The organism is Janthinobacterium darwini (assembly GCF_051380905.1).
Classification (GTDB): domain Bacteria; phylum Pseudomonadota; class Gammaproteobacteria; order Burkholderiales; family Burkholderiaceae_D; genus Janthinobacterium.
Window position 1 is genome coordinate 143207 of sequence record NZ_JBNYXX010000003.1, and the last position, 17843, is coordinate 161049.

At 60.8% G+C, this 17843-nt stretch carries 7 protein-coding genes; 4 read left to right on the forward strand and 3 right to left on the reverse strand.

Going from position 1 to position 17843, the window contains the following annotated elements:
• Nucleotides 1-106: 106 nt before the first annotated feature.
• From ACQ4WZ_RS19060 to aroG, 4 genes are all read left to right on the forward strand, one after another.
• Nucleotides 107-4270 carry a YhdP family protein gene (locus tag ACQ4WZ_RS19060; RefSeq protein ID WP_436574234.1) on the forward strand — a complete coding sequence of 1388 codons (4164 nt, stop codon included), beginning with the start codon at nt 107-109 and terminating at the stop codon, nt 4268-4270.
• Between the two features lie 30 nt (nt 4271-4300).
• Nucleotides 4301-5101, forward strand: a complete 801-nt coding sequence (locus tag ACQ4WZ_RS19065) for a carbon-nitrogen hydrolase family protein (protein ID WP_133994026.1) — start codon at nt 4301-4303, stop codon at nt 5099-5101.
• Nucleotides 5102-5120: 19 nt separating this feature from the next.
• On the forward strand, nt 5121-6581 hold the full coding sequence (gene tldD, locus ACQ4WZ_RS19070) for a metalloprotease TldD (protein WP_101484070.1): 1461 nt from the start codon (nt 5121-5123) through the stop codon (nt 6579-6581).
• Nucleotides 6582-7152: 571 nt separating this feature from the next.
• Nucleotides 7153-8217: a 3-deoxy-7-phosphoheptulonate synthase AroG gene (gene aroG, locus ACQ4WZ_RS19075; RefSeq protein WP_086146852.1), complete on the forward strand. Its 1065-nt coding sequence runs from the start codon at nt 7153-7155 to the stop codon at nt 8215-8217.
• Nucleotides 8218-8408: 191 nt separating this feature from the next.
• Here aroG and ACQ4WZ_RS19080 read toward each other — a convergent pair whose 3' ends face one another.
• The 3 genes from ACQ4WZ_RS19080 to ACQ4WZ_RS19090 all read right to left on the reverse strand — a co-directional run bounded on the left by ACQ4WZ_RS19080 (nt 8409) and on the right by ACQ4WZ_RS19090 (nt 17237).
• Nucleotides 8409-11060: a TonB-dependent receptor gene (locus ACQ4WZ_RS19080; RefSeq protein ID WP_436574235.1), complete on the reverse strand. Its 2652-nt coding sequence runs from the start codon at nt 11058-11060 to the stop codon at nt 8409-8411.
• Between the two features lie 357 nt (nt 11061-11417).
• On the reverse strand, nt 11418-14087 hold the full coding sequence (locus ACQ4WZ_RS19085; protein WP_436574236.1) for a TonB-dependent receptor: 2670 nt from the start codon (nt 14085-14087) through the stop codon (nt 11418-11420).
• A 369-nt stretch (nt 14088-14456) separates the two neighbouring features.
• A complete protein-coding gene (locus tag ACQ4WZ_RS19090) occupies nt 14457-17237 on the reverse strand; it encodes a TonB-dependent receptor (RefSeq protein WP_101484072.1) in 2781 nt (926 codons plus the stop codon).
• Between the last annotated feature and the right edge of the window lie 606 nt (nt 17238-17843).

Genomic DNA, 17843 nt, shown 5'->3' on the forward strand with positions numbered 1-17843 from the left:
AAGCGCAAGGATGCAGGCGCGCACCACGAATGCAGACGATTTTTGCCATTATTTGACGCCGGGCCAGTTTATTAGCTTATTGATGCAAAAACCGCCAGAAGCAAGCGTGACAGAACATGTGCCATTGGCCCTGCGCTGGCAGCGGCTGCGTGCCGCCTATCGCATGGCCAACCTGGCCACCCACCATGTGTTGGGTTTTACCATCAAACTGGTGCTGCTCGCGTATTTCGCCTTCGCCGTGCTGTTTTTATTCCTGCGCTACGCCATCCTGCCGAATATCGATTACTACAAGGGTGATATCGAGCGGGCGGCCAGCCGCGCGCTGGGCAACCCTGTCAGCATCGCGCGTATTTATGCCTCGTGGCATGGCGTGCGGCCGAATCTTTTCCTGGGCGACGTGAGCTTGCGCGACCAGGCAGGCCGTCAGGCGCTGAGCCTGCCAAGTGTCTCGGCCACCGTGTCGTGGTGGAGCGTGCTCGGCTCCGTGCGTTTCGAGACCCTGGAAATCACGCGGCCCGACCTCGATGTGCGGCGCAGCACGGATGGCAAACTGTATGTGGCCGGCGTGCTGCTCGACAGCACCCAGGGCAGCGATGGCAAGGGCGCCGACTGGCTGCTGTCCCAGCATGAGATCATCATTCACGACGGCAAGGTGCGCTGGACGGATGAAGCGCGCGGCACGCCGGAGCTGGCTTTAAGCCAGGTCAACTTGTTGCTGCGCAACCGCTGGCGCAGCCACCGGCTGGGCTTGCAGGCCACGCCGCCTGCCAGCCTGGCCGCGCCTATCGATGTGCGCGCTCACTTCACGCATCCCCCTTTCAGCACGCGCATCTCGGATGTGTCGATGTGGAAGGGCGAGTTGTACGCCGACCTGAAAAACGCCGATTTGGCCGCCTGGCGCAGCTATCTCGACTATCCGTTTGAATTGAGCCAGGGCAAGGGCGCCCTGCGCGCCTGGCTGAGCCTGGATCACGCGCGCCTGGCCGGCTTCACGGCCGATGTGGGCTTGACGGATGTGCAGGCGCAGTTGGGCGAGCATATCGCCCCGCTCGATTTGCTGTCCGTCAGCGGGCGCATTTCGGCAAAGGAAGAGCTGTCGGCGCAAGTGCCGGACGGCAAGCCAACCTTTGGCGCGAATGGACACCAGGTGGAGTTGACGAATTTCGCAGTGGAAACGCGCGATGGCCTCAGCTTGCCGCCCACGACCTTGTCCGAACGCTTTGTTGCCGCCACCAAACGCAAGCCGGCGCGCACGGAAATCACGGCCAAGTCCCTCGATTTGCAAACCCTGGCCGCGCTGGCCGACAAGCTGCCGCTGGGCGAGCAGCAGCGCCAGCGCCTCGACGCTCTGGCGCCGCGCGGACGTTTGCAGGATTTTTCAGCGCAATGGGAAGGCGACATGGCCACGCCCGCCAGCTACCGCCTGCGCGGCAAACTCATCGACCTGGGCTTGAATGCGCAGCCGGCGCGCTTGGCCGTGGCGAAGACGGCGAGCAGCCCTGCACAGGCGGCCGCGCCAGCCATTCCAGGCTTCGACCACCTGAGCGGCAGCATTGACGCCAATGACAAGGGCGGCAGCATCAGCATCGACGCGCAAGACCTGGTGCTGCAATTTCCCACCTACCTGAGCGAGCCGGCCTTGCCGTTCGAACAATTCGCCATGCAGGCGCGCTGGACCTTTGAAGCGGAGAATATGCTGCAAGTCGGGCTGGACAAGCTCGACTTCAATCAGCAAGGCTTGCGCGTCGCCCTGCAAGGCACGCACCGCATGCCGCTCGACGGCAAGAACCTGGGCCAGGTCGATTTGACGGGGACGATCGACAATTTCCAGATCAACACCATTGGCCGTTATCTGCCGCTGCAAACGCCCGAGCACCTGCGCCACTGGCTGACGGGTGCGCTGGAAGGCGGCGTGGCGCGCGATGTCAGCCTGCGCCTGCGTGGCGAACTTGAGCACTTCCCCTTCAAGGCTGATACGCCTGCCCAGCGCAGCCGTGGCGACTTCCGTGTTGCCGGCAAGATCGAGAATGGCATCCTGAATTATGCGCCTGGGGAATTTGCGGAAAACGGACCGCTGGCGGGCAAGGCGCCCCTGTGGCCGCAGGCGGAAAAAATCAAGGGCAGCTTTATTTTTGAGCGGGCGCGCATGGAAATTCGCGGCGATACGGCCATGACGGGCGGCGTGGCCTTGACGAATGTCAAAGCCGTGATTCCCGACCTGACCGTATTCGACACCTTGCTCGACATCGACGGCAACGCGGCCGGTCCCATGCAGGAATTCCTCAAGTATGTGACGGCCAGCCCCGTGCTGGGCTGGATCGAACATTTCACGGATGAAACGACGGCGACGGGTAACGCCAGGCTGGCCCTCAAATTGCACTTGCCGATCGAGCGCATGCTGGAGTCGACCGTGCAGGGCAGCTTGCAACTGGCGGGCAATGACGTGGTGCTGTTCCATGACATGCCGCCCGTGCTGGGCACGCAGGGCAAGATCGAGTTCAACGAAAAGGGCGTCAACCTGAATGGCTTGAATGGCAGCCTGCTGGGCGGGCCGCTGGCCATCTCGGGTGGCACGCAGGCGGACAATTCCATCCAGGTGAAAATCGCGGGCAACATGACCATCGATGGCTTGCGCAAGACGTATCCGGCACCGGTGCTGCAGCGCCTGGCGAAACATTTGAACGGCGGCGCGCGCTACAGCGGCCTGATCACGGCGCGCGACCATCAGGTGGTGGTCAATGTCGAGTCGCCGCTGACGGGCCTGGGCCTGGATTTCCCCGCCCCCCTGAAAAAGCCCGCCGGCGATAGCCTGCCCGTGAAATTTACCCTGACGGGCAACGCGGCGAACGGCGCCGGCCTGCGCACGGACGATATCCGCATCGCGCTGGGGTCTGGCATCGCTGCCCGCTACCAGCGCCAGAAGCAGGGCAAGGATGCCTGGCGCCTGATGCGCGGCGGCATCGGCGTGAACGTACCGGCGCCGGAACCGGACAGCGGCATGATGCTCAACGTGAATATGAAAACGCTGGATGTGGATAGCTGGATCGCCGTCGGCAGCGAAATCGCCGGCAGCGCCACGACGCCAGCCGAGGCGGGCGGTAGCGCCGACGACGCGCCCGATATCGCGCAATACGTGGTGCCGGACATGATGGCGGCGCGCGCCAGCGAACTGATGCTGGGCGAGCGCAAGCTGGAAAACGTGGTGGTCGGCGCCACGCATCAAAAGGATGTGTGGCAAGCCAATATTGACGCGAAACAAGTGTCGGGCTATGTGACGTGGCTGGAAACACCGTCCGGCCTGGGCAAGATGACGGCGCGCCTGTCCTCGCTGATTATTCCGGAATCGGCCGCCAACGATGTGAAAAATTTGCTGGAAGGCAAGAGCGGCGCCCAGTCGATCCCTTCGCTCGATATCATCGCCGAGCAATTTGAACTGTTCAACAAGAAGATCGGCCGGCTGGAGTTGCAGGCCTATAACACCATGGCGGCGGGCGGGCGCGAGTGGCGCGTGGGCAAACTGCAATTGTCGAATCCCGATGGCGCGCTGAGCGGCAATGGCAAATGGGTCATCAAGGATGGGCAAAGCACGACCAGCCTGCGTTTTGGCCTCGATATCGTCGATGCGGGCAAGTTGCTCGACCGCTTCGGCTTTGCCGACACGGTGCGTCGCGGCAAGGGGCGCCTGAGCGGCGACATCGCCTGGAACGGCTTGCCGTATTCGCTGGACATTCCTACCCTGTCGGGGCAGATCGAGATGAATGTGGAGTCGGGCCAGTTCCTCAAGCAGGATCCGGGCGCGGCCAAGCTGTTGGGCGTGCTCAGCCTGCAAGCCTTGCCCCGTTTGCTGAAACTCGATTTTCACGACGTGTTTTCCGAAGGCCTGGCCTTCGACGGCATCACGGCCAACGCCAGCATCAAACGGGGCGTGGTGACCACCGACAACCTCAAGATGCACGGCGTGGCGGCCACCGTACTGATGGATGGCACGGCCGACATCGCCAATGAAACGACGAATTTGCACGTGGTGGTGATCCCGGAATTTAACCTGGGCACGGGGCCGCTCGTGTATGCGCTGGCTGTCAATCCCGTCATCGGCCTGGGCAGCTTCCTGGCGCAATTGTTCCTGCGCGCGCCCGTGATGAAGGCGCTCACTTACCATATGCAGATCGCCGGCCCGTGGAAGTCGCCCGTCGTGACCAAGCTCGACGGTGGTAAATTGGAGCCTGTCGCTGTTCCTGCCGCTGCAGCGGCGGAGGCTGTGGCGAAATAAGCGAGGCGTTCGAATGGATAAGAGGTGGCAATGATGCATACAGTCGCAGCAATACAAATGATTTCCTCGCCGTCCGTGGAAGACAACCTGGCCACGGCGCGGCGCCTGGTGGCGCAGGCCGCCGCCGGTGGCGCGCAGCTGGTGGTGCTGCCCGAATACTGGGCCATCATGGGCAGGCAGGAAACGGACAAGCTGGCCCATGCGGAACAGCCCGGCAGCGGCCCTATCCAGGATGGCATGGCGCAGATGGCGCGCCAGCATGGCATCTGGCTGATCGGCGGCACCTTGCCACTGATCTCCGGCGAGGAGGGCAAGGTCTTGAATACCACGCTGGTGTACGACCCGCAAGGCGCGCCGGCCGGCCGCTACGACAAGATCCACCTGTTCGGTTTTACGCGCGGCACCGAGTCCTACAACGAATCGCGCACCATCGTGCCCGGGGCGCAAGTGCGCGCTATCGAGACGCCGTTCGGCCGCGTCGGCCTGTCCATCTGCTATGACCTGCGCTTTCCCGAGCTGTACCGCGCCATGGGCGATTGCGCGCTGATTGTCGTGCCGGCCGCGTTTACCCATACGACGGGCAGCGCCCATTGGGAAGTGCTGCTGCGTGCGCGCGCCATCGAAAACCAGTGCTATGTGCTGGCTTCGGCGCAGGGTGGCCTGCACCCGAACGGCCGGCGTACCTGGGGCCACAGCATGCTGATCGACCCGTGGGGAGAAGTGAAAGCCGTGTTGCCCGAAGGCGAGGGCGTGGTGAGCGGTGAAATCGACCTGCTGTTTTTGGCCGGCGTGCGCGAATCCTTGCCCGCTTTAGCCCACCGCACCATGTAAATGTAAAGAATAGATAGCCATGATCCCATTTGAACCCAATCTGTCCAGCCTGGCCGTGGCGCGCGAACTCCTGCTTACGCCGTTTGGCCTGGACGAAGACAAGCTGCTCAAGGCTCTGGGCACGATGTTTACACACAAGGTCGACTATGCCGACCTGTATTTCCAGTCGACCAAGAGCGAAGGCTGGAGTCTGGAAGAGGGCATCGTCAAGACGGGCAGTTTTTCCATCGACCAGGGCGTGGGCGTGCGCGCCGTGTCCGGCGACAAGACGGCCTTTGCGTATTCCGACGACATTTCCGAGCGGGCCTTGCTGGAAGCGGCGGCGGCCACGCGCACCATCGCACGCGCGGGTGCCGGCAGAGTCAAGATCGCGGGCCAGATGCTGGCGCAGGGCGGACGTTCCTTGTACCTGCCCAACGATCCGCTCGCCTCGCTGGACGCCACGGCCAAGGTGCAATTGCTCGAGCGCGTGGAAAAGATGGCGCGGGCGAAAGATCCTCGCGTGGTGCAGGTGATGGCGGGCCTGGCGGGCGAATACGACGTGGTGCTGGTGCTGCGCAGCGACGGCGTGCTGGCGGCCGATATCCGCCCGCTGGTGCGCGTCTCGCTCACCGTCATCGCGGAACAAAATGGTCGCCGCGAAACGGGTTCGGCCGGTGGCGGCGGGCGTTTCAGCTATGACTATTTCAGCGATGCCGTGTTGGAACAATACGCGGCCGAGGCTGTCAATTCGGCACTGGTGAACCTGGAAGCGCGCCCCGCGCCAGCCGGTCCCATGACCATCGTGCTGGGACCGGGCTGGCCCGGCATCCTGTTGCATGAAGCCATCGGCCATGGCCTGGAAGGCGATTTTAACCGCAAGGGTTCGTCCGCATTTTCCGGACGCATCGGCGAACGCGTGGCCGCCAAGGGCGTCACCGTGGTCGATGACGGCACCCTGGCTGGCCGGCGTGGCTCCCTGAACATCGACGACGAGGGCAATCCGACGCAGTGCACGACCCTGATCGAGGATGGCATCCTGAAGGGCTACATTCAGGACACCATGAATGCGCGCCTGATGAAGATGCCCGTGACGGGCAATGCGCGCCGCGAATCGTTCGCCCACCTGCCCATGCCGCGCATGACGAACACTTATATGCTGGGCGGCGACCGGGACCCGGGTGAAATCCTCGCTTCCGTGAAGAACGGCTTGTATGCAGTCAACTTTGGCGGCGGTCAGGTCGATATTACAAACGGCAAGTTCGTCTTCTCGGCCAGCGAAGCGTACATGATCGAAAACGGCAAGCTCAGCTACCCGGTCAAGGGGGCGACCCTGATCGGCAATGGTCCGGACGTACTCAGCCGCGTCTCTATGATCGGCAACGACATGCGCCTGGACTCGGGTGTGGGCGTGTGCGGCAAGGAGGGGCAGAGCGTGCCCGTGGGCGTAGGGCAGCCGACCTTGCGCCTGGATGGCATCACGGTTGGCGGCACGGCTTGAATCAGGGGCCAACCCCAAACACCTGCGCCTTAAAAGTGGTGGTGAAAATGGAGCGGCAGTTGTAGCGTAAATCATGCGATGCTCCTGGAGGTCAGGCCGGAAAGGGCGGGCCGCCCTGAAGTCCTGGCCGTGTGGCCTGGGCGGCATTCGATCTGCATCAGTAGTGCGTCGCTTGCCACTGTCAAAAAAGGGCTGGCGTGGAGAGTGCGCCACGGCGGCCACAGCGTTGCCAGCCAGCCGAGGCGTATCGACAGCGCGCAACTTTTTATACTTTTTTACGCACTTTGCAGTGTAAAACGGCGGCGGCATGCGGCTTTGCCGACAAATATGCTTGCCAACCCTTGCAATTTAGGTTTATAGTCGTTCATCACTTATGGATGACTCGCATGTTCGCTCGCCACTTTTTTACCGCTTATTTTTACTTTAGCAATTCCAACCCAAAGGCGGTGGAGTAGCGGTCGGTTCACGTAGCAGCAAAAAACGAGATCCCAGCAAATTCTAAAAAACCGCCACTGATGGCGGTTTTTTTTTACCCAGATGTTTTACCCTTCCTTAAATTTTGGAGAAAATGATGCCCCGCACCGATGATTTGCGAATTCGCGAAATGAAGGAATTGACCCCGCCGTCCCACCTGATCCGCGAATTCGCCTGCTCGGAGCAAGCCGAACAGACTGCTGCCAGCGCCCGTATCGCCCTGCACCGTATCTTGCATGGCCAGGATGACCGTCTGATGGTGGTGATCGGGCCTTGCTCCATCCACGATACCAAGGCGGCGATGGAATATGCGCGCCTGCTGGTCAAGGAGCGCGCGCGTTTCGCGGGCGAACTGGAAATCGTCATGCGCGTCTACTTCGAAAAACCGCGCACCACGGTGGGCTGGAAGGGCCTGATCAACGACCCGTACATGGACAACAGCTTCCGCATCAACGATGGCTTGCGCATGGCGCGCGAACTGTTGCGCGATATCAATGAGCTGGGCTTGCCGGCCGGCACCGAGTTCCTCGACGTGATCAGCCCGCAATACATTGCCGACCTGATCAGCTGGGGCGCTATCGGCGCGCGCACCACGGAGTCGCAGGTGCACCGCGAGCTGGCCTCGGGACTGTCGTGTCCCGTCGGCTTCAAGAATGGCACGGACGGCAATGTGAAAATCGCCGTGGAAGCCATCAAGGCCGCCTCGCAGCCGCACCATTTTCTTTCCGTCACGAAGGGCGGCCACTCGGCCATCGTCTCGACCAACGGCAACGAGGATTGCCATATCATTTTGCGCGGTGGCAAGACGCCCAACTATGATGCTGCCAGCGTGGACGAGGCCTGCAAGGCCATCGCCGCGCAGGGCCTGGCGGCGCGTCTGATGATCGACGCCTCGCATGCGAACAGCTCGAAAAAACCGGAAAACCAGATCCCCGTGTGTGCCGACATCGCCAGCCAGGTGGCAGGTGGCGATGGCCGCATCGTCGGCGTCATGGTGGAATCGCACCTGGTGGCGGGGCGCCAGGATTTGATCCCGGGCAAGGAATTGATCTATGGCCAGTCCGTCACGGATGGCTGCATCGACTGGAGCGCCAGTGTGGCCGTGCTGGAAAACCTGGCGGCGGCCGTCAAGCAACGCCGCCTGCAGGGCGACGCGGAATGAAATGACGTGGCGCGCAGCATGAAAAAAAGCCCGGAAAGCTAAGCTTTCCGGGCTTTTTTACTTCATTCAAGACGCCTGACAGAAGCGTGGCGAGCGGCAACGAGTTGCGGCCGAGACGCGGAACTGTGCTTGAGCACAGTGAGCATCGCAGGCTGCAAATCGCGACGCGCAGTAGCTTGTGTCAGGTGTACTTAGAACTTGTAGGTAGCGCGCACGTAGAAAGTACGGCCCAGCGGATCAGTGTAACGCGGATCGTAGCCGGACTGGAAGGTGCCGATCTGGTTACTGAACGGTGGATCTTCGTTCAGCAGATTTTTTACGCCCACGGTGACTTCGGTATTCTTGAAGCCGGAGTACGCGCCCGACAGCGACCATACCGAGTAAGCCTTGACGCTTTGCTCGAATTGCGGATCGACATAGTTCTGGTCGCGGTAGCCGCTCATGTACTTGTTGGACAGCGTGGCATTCCACTTGTCCATATTCCATTGCAGGGAGGCATTGTGTCTCCAGCGGAATACCGGTGCATTGTCGCCATACACGCCCACGTTTTGCACGAATTCGCCGCCGCGTTCGTTCTGGTACTCATACTTCTGTACCCAGGTGCCGTCAAAGGCGAACGTGAAGTTGCCATACTGGCTACGTGGCAATTTCCAGTTCAGGCCCAGGTCGATGCCCGAGGTGTGCATTTCGCCCAGGTTGCCCAGGGTGGCCAGCACATAATCGAGCTTGCCATCAGCGGTATAGATGAAGTTGCTCTGATACTTGGCGTAGTTGTCGAACAGGGTCTGTTCGGCCACGGTGCCGATCTTGTCGCGCAGCTTGATCTGGAAGTAATCGAGCGAGACGGTCAGCGACTTGGTAGGCTCGATGACGATACCGGCGCTGAAGGTTTTCGATTTTTCCGGGCCGACGTCCGGATTGCCACCCGAGCGGATGTACTGCTGCGCGCCGCAGGCGACATTGCTGTTGGCGCCAGGAATCGGTACGCCGCCTGGGCACAGGCGTGGATCGTCGTACTTGTTGGCCGTGAAGGTCTTGGTTTGCGGACCATGCAGGTCATACAGTGTTGGCGCGCGGAAGCCAGTGTTGTAGGAGCTGCGCAGCAGCACCTGGCTCGTTGGCTGCCAGCGCACGCCGACTTTCGGATTGAAGCTGCCGCCGACGTCGTTATAGTGGTCATAGCGGGCTGCCAGCGACAGTTCCAGGTCTTTCACGACAGGAATGCTCAGTTCCGAGAAGATGGCGCTGATATTGCGGCTGCCCGACTGGTTCTGCGCTTCGGCGTAGCCGGAGCTCGATGCCTGGCCGGCCAGATCCCGGTTCACGTTGTATTCGGCCTTGTCGTTGCGGAATTCCGTACCGACGGCGAAGCCGACGGCGCCAGCCGGCAGGTCGAACAGCTCGCGGCTGACCTTGGCGTCGACCGCGGTGCTGGTCATCTTCGCGCTCAGGTATTCGCCTTTCAGGACGGAATCCTTCAGGTATGCCGCGCCGGCGGCGCTCTGCTCGCCGAACGGGTTCAGGATGCCATTGCCGATGCCGTCGATGATGCGCTGGTCATTCAGGTAGCCGCCCGTGAAGGCGCTGGTGGCCTTGCTGACGGAGTGGCTGAGGCCGACGTTGTAGTCCCACGCACCCAGGACGCCTTCGGAAGCCAGTACCAGGCGGTCCGAGGTGCTGGTGTCGAAGCCGCTGCGCTGGCCTGACGCCACCGGACGCCAGCTGATGTCCAGCGGCTCGCCCGACAGGCCCGCCACGGCTGGTACACCGCCGCTGCCGCCTGGATAGTAAGGGGAGCTCGACGACATGAGGATGCCGATGTTCGACATCGGCGGCGGCGAAATGCGCGCCTCGTTGGTGCTGCGCGAGTGCAGGTATTCGATGGTGGCCAGGTGATCCTGGTTCAGCTTGAAGCTGGCCTTGCCCAGGAAGGATTCCTGCTGGGTTTTCGGGATGGCCTGGATGAATGGTGTGACATCCATGGCGCAGGTGCTCTTGCCCGAAGTATTCTTGTACAGGTTCTCGCCCACGCAACCGCCGGCGAAGGCCGGGTTGCCAATCAGGCCATTGCCGGTGTCGTAGAAGTTGGCAGGGAAGGTGGTGCCGCTCAGGTTATCCACGCCCTTGCTCGGGATGTAGCCGCTCTTCGAGAAGGAACGGTCGGCCGTGCTCAGCGCCGCCTGGCGATGTACATCGACCACGCCGAAGACGTTGAAGCCATCTTTGTTCAGATCGCCGTAGCCGCCGGACAAGTTCAGGCGCGACTCGTCGCCGCCACCCGCTTTTTGTGGCTCGTAATGCTCGACAGTGACGGAGCCGCCCTTGACGGAACGCTTGGTGATGAAGTTGATCACGCCGCCGATGGCGTCGGTACCGTAGATGGCGGAAGCGCCGTCGCGCAGCACTTCAACGCGTTCGAGGGCCGAGATCGGAATGATGTTCAGGTCGACGGACGAACCGTTGAATGGGTGGCTGGCAATACGGCGGCCGTTCAGCAGGACCAGGGTCTTGTCGCCGCCGATGCCGCGCAGGTCGGCGACGGACTGGCCGCCCGTACCGGAACCGACGGATTGCGAGCTGCTTTGCGAACTCTGATTCATGGAAATGGTGGACAGGACTTCCTGTGCCGTCGTCAAGCCTTGCTTGGCGAAATCATCGGCCTTGATCGAGGTGATCGGCAGCGCTGTCTCCGATGCCAGACGCTTGATGCTCGAACCTGTGACTTCCACGCGTTGCATGGCGCCATCCGTTGTTTCTTGCGCATACGCGGCGTGCATGCTCAGGGCCATGCCGCCTGCAAACATCAGGCGCAGCGACCGCGATATTACATTTTCTATCATCATCTGAAATTCCTTGTTATTGTGATAAAGGCGGCAATTATTTTGAAATAACTTGTTGCTTGCCAACAATTTATTTGCCTTTTTGAAAATCCACCAATGAAAATTCTGTAAATTTTCTGGGCCCTCATCAAAACATTCACCATTCAGATTGTCAATTTCGTGCAGACTTTTTGGACGAAATGCAACATATTGCTATTTTTTTTGCATTACTTCAGGAATAAAGTATCGCCAACCCTTGCCAGGCGCGGTCAGGCGCGTAAAATAAAACGGCGCTCAGCATACCTGCTGGCGCCGTCCTTCGTGCTGCAGGCAAACGCTTGCCAGCGCTGCCCCGTTTATCGCTGTTTCAGCCCATCTCCCTTAGAACGTATAGCTGCCGCGCAGGTAGTAGGCGCGCCCGATCGGGTCCGTGTAGCGTGGGTCATAGCCTTTCTGGAACAGGGTGCCCTGGTTCGAGAACGGTGGTTCCTTGTCGAACAGGTTCTTCACGCCGGCCGTCAGCAGCAAGCCTTTCCATACGTAGCTCCCCGACACGTTCAGCAGGCTGTAGGAGGGCACATCGTGCCGGTACTGCGGATCGACCTGGTTCTGGTCCGTGTAGCCGGACTTGAACGATTGCGACACGGTGGCGCCCCAGTTGCCCAAGCGCCAGTTGAGGGCCGCCGTGTGTTTCCAGCGGAACACAGGATTGTTATCCGCATAGCGGCCCACGTTGGCAATGAATTCGCCACCGCGCTCATTCTGGTAGTCATACTTGTGGGTCCAGGTGCCATCGACCGACACGCTGAAATCGCCGTAGGTGCCGCGCCCCAGGCGTGCATTCAGGCTGACGTCGATACCGTCGGTTTTCACTTCGCCGAGGTTGTCGTTCAAGTCCAGGATGGCGAAAGGCGAACCGTCGGGATTGCGCAGGAACAAGGCCTTGTATTTTTCGTAGTTACCGTAGATGGATTGTTCAGGCAGGGACGAAATCTTGTCCTTCAGATGGATGTTCCAGTAATCGATGGCGACGGTGACTTCCTTGACCGGTTCGAGCACCAGGCCGAAGGCGAAGGTGGTGGATTTTTCCGGTTTCAACTTTTCATTCCCGCCTTGCAGCTTGAATTGCTGCAAGTCGCAATCGCGCAGGGGATTGGCGCCCGGCTGTGGCACGCCGCCCGGGCAGAGGATGGGATCGTCGTAGGAATCGTTGGTATCGTTCTTCGACGGCGGCGCATTCTTTTCAAACAGGGTGGGAGCGCGGAAACCCGTGCTGGCCGAGCCGCGCAGCACCAGCGCGTTGCTGGCCTGGTAGCGCAGGGCCAGCTTGGGGTTGGTGGTGCTGCCCACGTCGCTGTAATGGTCGAAGCGTGCCGCCAGCTGTACTTCCAGATCCTTGATCAGCGGCAAGTTGACTTCGCCGAAAACGGCCTGGATCGTGCGCGAACCGCTCTTCGACAGAGAACCGGACAGGCCGGAACTGGTGGCCTGGCTGGCGATATCGCGGTTGACATTGAAGTCGGCTTTTTCACGCCGCAGTTCACCGCCCAGTGCGATCGCCAGCGGGCCGCCGGCCAGCTGCATCAGTTCGCGGCTGCCCTTGATGTCGAAGCCCGTGGTGGTGACCTTGGCATTCTGTACCTCGCCGCGCAGGGCGGTGCTGTCCAGGTAAGCCTTGCCGGCCGTGTCCTGCATGCCGAAGGGATTCAGGATGCCATTGAGCACACCGGCCGCAAACGAGGCATCCTGCACATAGCCGCCCGTAAATTTCTCGGACGACTTGCTGATGGCGTGGCTCAGGCCTGTCTTGTAGTCCCATCCGGCCAGCTCGCCTTCGAGGGCCAGCACCAGGCGGTCCGCCTTGCCGTCCGAATCGATCTGCCGCTGGCCCGCTTCCACGGGCCGCCAGTTGACGCTCAGGGGCTGTCCCGACAAGCCCGGCTGGGCCGGCACGCCGCCCGTATTGCCCGGATAGTATTTGCTGGTATTGGGCAAGATCAAGCCCGTTTGCGGCGGCGGCGCCGTGCGTGCTTTTACCTTGTTTTCCGAGTGCAGATATTCCACGGTGGCCAGGTGGCCGCCGCCCAGCTTGAAGGCGCCCTTGCCGAAGACAGCCACCTGTTCCTGCGCCGGCAGGTCGTCGATCTGTCGCGTGTAGTCCTGGCGGCAGGTGCCGTTGGCCGCCGCTACCGACAGGGGCTGGTTGCAGCCCGTGGCCGCGTACGGATTGCCGGCCAGACCCTTGCCGCCGTTGGCCGCGGCATCGAAGTAGTTGCCGGGGAAGGTGGTGCCGCTGGTGAGGGACAGGCCCCGCTCGGGAATGATGCCGGTCTTGGAAAAATCGCGGTCCTGCGACGTGAGTACATTTTGCTTGTGGTAATCGACCACGCCGAAAATATTGTAGCCGTCCGTGTCGAGCTTGCCGAAGCCCGTCGACAGATTGATGCGGTGCTCGCCGCCGCCCTTGTGTTCGGGCGCGACCGCCTCGGCGGTAATGTTGGTGACATTGATCGAGCGCTTGGTGATGAAGTTGATGACGCCGCCGATGGCGTCCGTGCCGTAGATGGCCGAGGCGCCGTCGCGCAGCACTTCGACGCGCTCCAGGGCAGCGATGGGAATGATGTTCAGGTCGACGCTGGCGCCGTCATACGGATGGTTGGCGATGCGCCGGCCATTGAGCAGCACCAGGGTCTTGTCGCCGCCCAGGCCGCGCAAGTCGGCGCTGGCCTGGCCGCCCGTGGGCAAGCCGCTGGTGTTGCCGCCGACGGCGTTGCCGCTGCCCATGCTGGAGGAATTCGAGGGTATCTTGCTGAGCACTTCCTGTGCCGTGGTCAAGCCCTGCTTGGCAAAATCTTCGGCCTTGAAGATGGAGAGGGGGGTGGCTGTTTCCGAGACCAGCCGCTTGATGGAAGAGCCGGTGACTTCAACGCGCTGCATGGTGCTCGTATCGCTGACTTCTTGCGCCAGCGCCTGCTGGCTGAGCAGGCCAGCGGCAAGGCCGCTGGCGCAGATCAAACGGATGGAATGGGACAAGCGTGTTTCTCTGATCATGTTCAAGACTCCTGAAAAAGCGGTTGGCTAAAAGGGCAAGAACGGCCGCGCCGGTTGGCGCACCGAGAACATTGAAAAGTATGTATATCTTTTCAACTGACCAACTGTAATGATCCACAAAAGTCCTTGTCAACATGGCAAATAGCTTTGTGTGCTTAAACAACGCAGTACGTCATCGGGAGTGATTTAAAACAAAGTAGGCGCATTTTGTGCGGCATTAATGAAGATAGCGGCCGTGCCCAGTGCTGGCGTCGGGCGCGCAAAATAAAACGCCCGCTGCGGAGCAACGGGCGTTGGTGTGGCTGGCATGGCGATAGTGACTGGCGCCTGCCGGATGCACAGGCTGCACTTGGCAGCCTGTGCTGGGGCTTAGAAGAACTTGTAGCTGGCGCCCAGTTTGAAGTAGCGGCCGATGGCGCCGCTGGCATCCATCGGGTTGTAGCTCATGCCGCCGTAGGTCAGGGGGTCGAGCGGCGCGATCTTGTCGGTCACGTTGTTGATCGAGGCAAACAATTGCAACTGTTTGTTGACGTTCCAACGGCTCGACAGGTCGAGCGTGGTGAACGAGGCGATCTTGCAACCGTTCGGCGCGGACGTGCCATCGGCCAGCTTGGAGGCGCAAGGCTTGCCTTCAAACAGGATATTCTTCATGTCCGAACGATAGTTCAGCACGCCGCTGACATTCCAGTTGCCCAGATCCCACGAGCCGGTGAGATTGATCTTGTCCTTCGGCGTGCCGGCGCAGTTGGAGGTATCGCAGTTGCCATGCGTGCCAGCGAACTGGTAGCTCACGGTGGACGATTCGGCCCGCACCCACGAGGCGATGTGGGTCCAGGTCAGGCCAAACGTGGCGCGGCCGTAGTCGCCCAGGCGCACCCGCTGCTTGATGTCCAGGTCGATACCCTTGATCTCCGTAAAGCTGGAGTTGCGGTACGGTGCCTTGGTGATCAGCAAAGTGCCCGTGTTCGGCGTGACGACGCCATTGATGGTCAGGTTGTTGTCGGCGCGGATCGCGGTCGGCAGGGCGGCAGCTTCGTTGTACGGCAGCGGGTTGATCTCGTTTTCACGCTTGATCTTCCAGCCGTCCAGCGACAGGCTGGTATCGTTGAACGGATCCCACACCAGGCCCAGGGTGTAGCCCTTGGACTTTTCCGGCTTGAGGTTAGGGTCGCCAATCTTGACGGCAGCCACTTGCAGTTCGCAGTCGCTCGCATTGGCGCCCGGCAAACGCGTGCCGCCCGGGCAGCGCACGGGATCGCTGACCGTCGAGGTGCCCGTTGATTGCGAATTGGCATTGCTTTCCGCAGGTCCCGGTGCGCGGAAGCCTTCCGAATACGTACCGCGTACGGCAAAGGTTTTCAGCGGCGTCCACTTGGCGCCCAGTTTCGGCGTGGTCGACGAGAAACGGTCGTATTTGTCGTAACGCAAGGCGCCCGACAGTTCCACCGTCTTGATGACGGGCGCCAGCACCTCGAGGAAGACGGCCGAGACTTTGCTGTCGCCCTTGGCTGCCACATAGCTGGAGTTAATGGAACCGTTTTCCGTGCCCGACAGCGATGGATTGTCGAGCTTGTCGCGGCGGTGTTCCGCTCCCACGGCCAGGCCCAGGGCACCGCCCGGCAACTGCATCAGCTCGCGCGAGGCCTTGAAGTCGATGATGTCGAGCTTGGTGGTCGAATCGGAGGTGGCGTTCGTCACCATGGCCGCGTACAGCGAGGCCGGATTCTTGCCTGCCTGTGCGCCGATATAGTATGGGAAATACTTGCTGTTCGGATTGCCCAGGGCATCCTTGACGACGGCCATGTTGAGCATGTTGCTGTAGTCGAGGTGCAGCTTCGATTCCGAATGCGTATAGCCGGCGTCGTAGTCCCAGCCCATGGCGTTGCCTTTGACGCCGAGCACGATGCGGTTGAATTCATTGTTGGCCTGGCGTGTGCTGGCGCCCACGTCGAAGGCCTGGTAGCGCACGCGCACCGGCACGCCATACGGATTTTGCGGGTGGCCAGCGGCCAGCACAATGGTGGTGCCGGCGCCGGAACCGTAGTTGATGACGCCAGTCGGGCTGCCGGCGTTCGGCGGGAAGGCGATGGTCGGCGTGATCGATGGCGGTATCAGGGTAAATGCCGTATCGCGCTTCGAGTAGCCCGCTTCCGCGTACACCTGGGTATCGGCATTGACTTGCCAGGTACCGCGTGTGTACAGGTTGATCGATTCGATCTTCGGCTGCATGGAGCGGAACTGGTCGTGATGCCACAGGCAGCCGCCCTTCGGATCTTGCGGCGAAGATACGGACAAGGTGGAGCAGCCGGGCAGGGAGACATAGTTGTTGGTGACGGGATCGCGGATCAGGCCTGTCGGCGAGGCATTCGCATCGTTGTTGCCGTTGATGTAGCCGCCGGCGAACTGGGTGTTGATCGCATAGCCGTACGGACGCAGGTCGGCCTTGCCGATCCATTTGCGGCCGGCACGCTCATTGTTCATCAGCATGTCCGATTTGGTGTATTCGGCATTGACGACGACGTTGAATTTATCCGTGTCCAGATTGCCCTTGCCGAAGGTCAGCGAGGCGCGGTGTTGCTTGGCATCGCTGTCGCCGGAGATGCCCGTATCGCCTTTCAGGGTCAGGCCTTCGAAGTCTTTGCGCAGGATGATGTTGACCACGCCGGCGATGGCGTCCGCGCCGTAGGTGGAGGAAGCACCGTCCTTGAGGATTTCGATGCGTTCGACGATCTGCATCGGCACGGTGGAGAGGTCGGTGAAGCTCTTCTGGCCGTCATCGGCACGCGCAAACGGGGCCATGCGGCGGCCATTGAGCAGCACCAGGGTCGAGGTGGCGCCCAGGCCGCGCAGCGAGATGGCCGTGGAACCGGCGGCAAAACCGTTGCCGAATCCCGTTGGCAGGGAGCCTGCGCCATCGGCGGTCAGGGTTTGCAGGTATTCGGCCACGGTGGCCTTGCCCGACTTCATCAAGTCATCGCGGGTAATGACCTGTACCGGTGACGCGGTCTCTGCCGTCGCCCGTTTGATGCTCGATCCTGTAATTTCCACACGTTGGACATTGGCGTCTTGCGCCATTGCCGGCGCAGCCATCATGCCTAGGCTAACCGCTGCTACGCTACCCGAAAAAATCAGGCGTACGGAGCGGGACATAACTGTTTCCATCATCATTCTCAAAAACTCCGAAAGTAAGTTCGGCTGGCCGTTTTGCGACACAACCTCGCTAGGATAAAAAAGATTGCTGCGTTGGCAATCGCTGTGGGACGAACGGCATACTGTGCGTTGCCGTGATTGATAAGACCACTTGCCGAGAAACCTTGTCAACGTGTAAATGTGACATTTCGGGATGGAAACAACAGTGTTTTTTATAATGTTGAGGTATTTCATTATTGATAATTATTTTTATGTTGCGCCGCGCCATGCGTTTTCCGTCCCTCGATAAAAAGTGCGCCCATTCACGGACGTAAGGGTTTCTACCAATGGGCATTTGTGCGGCATTGCTCAGGTGATGTTGCGTTGCGGAAAATTTCCCCGTTGGCGCGGGTGCTTGTTGCTGCGTACGCCAGAAGTGCCGCGGCTTTTCGCCCGGCATGCAAAATATGCGTTATCGTTACGCGTTTTCCAGCGCGTCAAACCATCGGCGCTGCTGGCTGCTAACAAGGCATAGATCTTGCAAAGATGGACTGGTTTTGGCGGTGGAATCCTGTATCCCAGGGGGAAGCCAGTACAAGCGCACCAATACGGTGCGACAGATAATCG